This is a genomic window from Alcanivorax sp., from assembly GCF_051117345.1.
Classification (GTDB): Bacteria; Pseudomonadota; Gammaproteobacteria; order Pseudomonadales; family Alcanivoracaceae; genus Alcanivorax.
Window position 1 is genome coordinate 1 of the sequence record NZ_JBNPEC010000057.1, and the last position, 3,053, is coordinate 3,053.

General features: G+C 58.6%; 3 protein-coding genes. 2 read left to right on the forward strand and 1 reads right to left on the reverse strand.

Translation table 11 applies throughout. The features are described 5' to 3' along the window. Positions 1-1,773 (reverse strand): SDR family oxidoreductase (locus ACFE0K_RS03740; RefSeq protein ID WP_434534785.1); only part of this gene is annotated, 1,773 nt, incomplete at its 3' end. A 235-nt stretch (positions 1,774-2,008) separates the two neighbouring features. Between ACFE0K_RS03740 and ACFE0K_RS03745 the strand changes: the two genes are divergently transcribed. Both ACFE0K_RS03745 and ACFE0K_RS03750 read left to right on the forward strand, forming a co-directional pair. Beyond that, complete coding sequence (locus tag ACFE0K_RS03745; protein ID WP_434534786.1) at positions 2,009-2,641, forward strand: TetR family transcriptional regulator; 633 nt, start codon at positions 2,009-2,011, stop codon at positions 2,639-2,641. Positions 2,642-2,776: 135 nt separating this feature from the next. Next, positions 2,777-3,053: hypothetical protein (locus ACFE0K_RS03750; protein WP_434534787.1), on the forward strand; the 277-nt coding region annotated here is incomplete at its 3' end.

Below are 3,053 nucleotides of genomic sequence, written 5' to 3' on the forward strand. Positions count from 1 at the left end.
CGCTGCGTGGGCGGGGCTGAGGGTGGGAGAGTGATTAGAGAGCGTGGGTGGCGCGATCATCGGGGTGCGCACCAGCGTCATGTTGATGGTGGTAAAGCGAATGCCTTCATGGGCCAGTTCGCTGGAGGCGCAGCGGGTGAACGCATCTAGGGCGGCGTTCGACGCCACATAGGCGGAGAAGCGCGGCGCATTGGTGAGTACCCCGATGCTGGAAATGTTGATCACGTGACCGCCACCACGCTCAATCATGCCTGGCATCAGCTGCATGATCAGTCTCAGTGCACCGAAGTAATTGAGCTGCATGGTACGTTCGTAATCGTGGAAGCGTTCAAAGGAATGCACCACGGAACGACGGATGGAGCGGCCGGCATTGTTGACCAGCACATCCACATGGCCGTGGTCAGCGATCACCTGCTGGATCAGATCATCCACGCTGTTCAGATCTGACACATCGCAGCTGTAGGCCTGGGCGGTGCCGCCTAGCTGGTCGATTTCGTGCAGGGTCTCTTCCAGTTTTTCTGCGGTACGGGCAATGACCAGCACGGTAGCGCCGGCGCGGGCCAGTTTCAGCGCGGTGGCCTTGCCGATACCAGAAGTGGCACCGGTAACCATCACTACCTTGCCGTCCACGCGCTCGGGCAGGGTGGGCAGAGGCTGCAATTCATCCTTGCGGTCGCCGCGATCCGGGTCCAGATGGTTTTCCCAGAAATCCCACAGTTGCTGGATATAGCCTTCCAGATCCGGCACCTGGATGTTGCTGCCGGCCAGCGCTTCACGGGCGCGCTGGTTGTCGTACTCGGTGGGGAAGGTCAGAAACTGCAGCGCAGACGGGGGAATATCCAGGTTTTCCAGCACCGTGTTGACCACCAGCTTCGGGGTCATGGCACTGACGCCTTTCTTGACGAAGCCGGGGACCACATTGAACAGGCTGTTATCCAGTTTCACCGGCCAGCGGGGGGCCTGAGCGGCACCGGCAATGATGTCCATCAGCTCGCCCAGGTTGTAACTGCGATCGGCGGTGAGATGGAAACACTGGCCATCGTGGTCCGGCTGGTGGGCAATGTGGTCCAGGGAGTCAGCCACAAAGTCCACGGGTACCACATTGAAGTGGCCGCCTTCCACGCCGATCAAAGGCATCCAGTTGGGCAACACATCCTTGAGCTTCTGGATCAGTTTGAACATGTAGTAGGGGCCGTCGACCTTGTCCATTTCGCCGGTCTCGGAATGGCCGACCACCATGGAGGGCCGGTAGATGCGCCACGGCAGTTTACTTTCCTGGCGCACCAGGGCTTCGGACTCATGCTTGGTGAGCAGGTAAGGGTCGTTAAGGCCCGTTGCTTCTTCGAACATGTCCTCGGTAAAGGTGCCGTTATAAAGACCTGCGGCGGCAATGGAGGAAACATGGTGGAAACAGCCTGCCTGCAGTTTTTCTGCCAACTTCAGCGTTTGCCGGGTGCCTTCGATGTTGGTGTAGCGCTGGGTGTTTTCGTCAGCGGTCAGGTCATAGATGGCGGCTAGATGAAAGAAGTGATCCACCTGACCGGTCAGGTCATCCTGATCCCGCTTGCTGACACCCAGCAGTTTTTCGTTGATATCGCCCTGGATGGCCACCAGACGATCGGCATCCACGCCCAGACGGCGACGCAGGGCGTCCAGCTTGTATTCCGAGCCGGAGCGAACCAGGGCAAAAACCCTGCTGTCCTCACGCTTGAGCAGACGACCAACCAGAAAACGACCAATAAAGCCGGTGGCACCGGTGACGAAGTAGTTCATTGCTTTCCCCTTTTGCTTCCCTGCTGCCCACTGTAAGCGGGCAGTCTGTGTTGTAGCGCTAGTTGATGATGCGCCGTGAGATAGGTAAGAGCCAAATTTCTTGCCTTACAACTGTAAGGCGAATTCTCTTTCAGCTAACACTTGTTTGTCAAAGGTTATTATGTAACCAGGATGTAGTTGCGCGATGAGCGGGATTCATGGGATTATTTAACTAACACTCGTTAGTGATAATGTTATGGCTGAAACCACGCGACAGCGCCAGAAACGACAAACCCGGGAACGTATTCTGGAAGCGGCCCGTTCCCTGATGGCTGGCGGCCGGGGGCTGGATAGCCTGGGGCTGCGGGAAGTGGCCCGGGAGTCCGGGCTCGCCGCCACCTCGCTCTACAATCATTTTCCGGACATGGATGCCCTGGGATTGGCACTGATCGACTCCTGCTGTTTCCGGCTACGTTCGGCCATGGAGTACGAACGGCGCAGCATGATCGAAATCGGCCCGGCCCGTGCGGTGAAAGAGTTGGTGGGGCGCTTTGTGCGCTACTTGAACGACTATGAAAACGACTTCCGTCTGCTGGTGCAGCAGCGGTTGGGCAGCCATGACCGCTACCGGATGCGTATCCAGCGGGAGCTGCAGTTACTGGTGGACGAGCTGGCCGAGGACGTGCGTCAGGCAGTGGCGGCCCAGGGACGTGAGGCGGTGCCGGCGGAGCAGGAGGCGGAAGCTGCTATTGCCATCATGTTCGGCGCTGGCATTTCCATGCTCGACAACACGGTAGCCGCCCGCAAGGTGCTGGCGGACCATGCCTGCCTACAGCTGGAAATGATGGCCCTGGGGGGGCGAATGATGGCCCAGGGCGCGCGCCTTTAACTCCGCAGGTGTTGCCATCACCGGCCCTTTCAGGCGTGTAAAAAACAGGCAAATGTGACGTGATTCGTGGGTTTTTGACAAAAAATGCACTAAAACTACTCACTCACATTCGCTCGATTGCCACAGGAGGTGGCGATGTCATTTGATCCCAGGGATCCCTACGACGCGGCAGCCCTGTACGACATGTGGCTCAATTGCAGCCGCTGTCCTACCACCTTTGATTTCGAGCCCGGTGGTGACATCAATCTGGATTACTACCACCGCATTGGCCAACAGGCGCGCCAGGACAAATGGGCGGTACTGCCCGCACGCCGTAAAGGGGACGAGCTGGTGCTCAATGTGCTCTGCCCGGCCTGTGCGCGGAGTCTTGGTGTGGCTGGCTGCGTGGGTCGCATGGAGCTGGCGGCTCAGG

Coding starts and splice junctions, on each gene's coding strand:
- ACFE0K_RS03745 (WP_434534786.1), top strand. CDS start 2,009: ATGGCTGAAACCACGCGACAGCGCCAGAAACGACAAACCCGGGAACGT.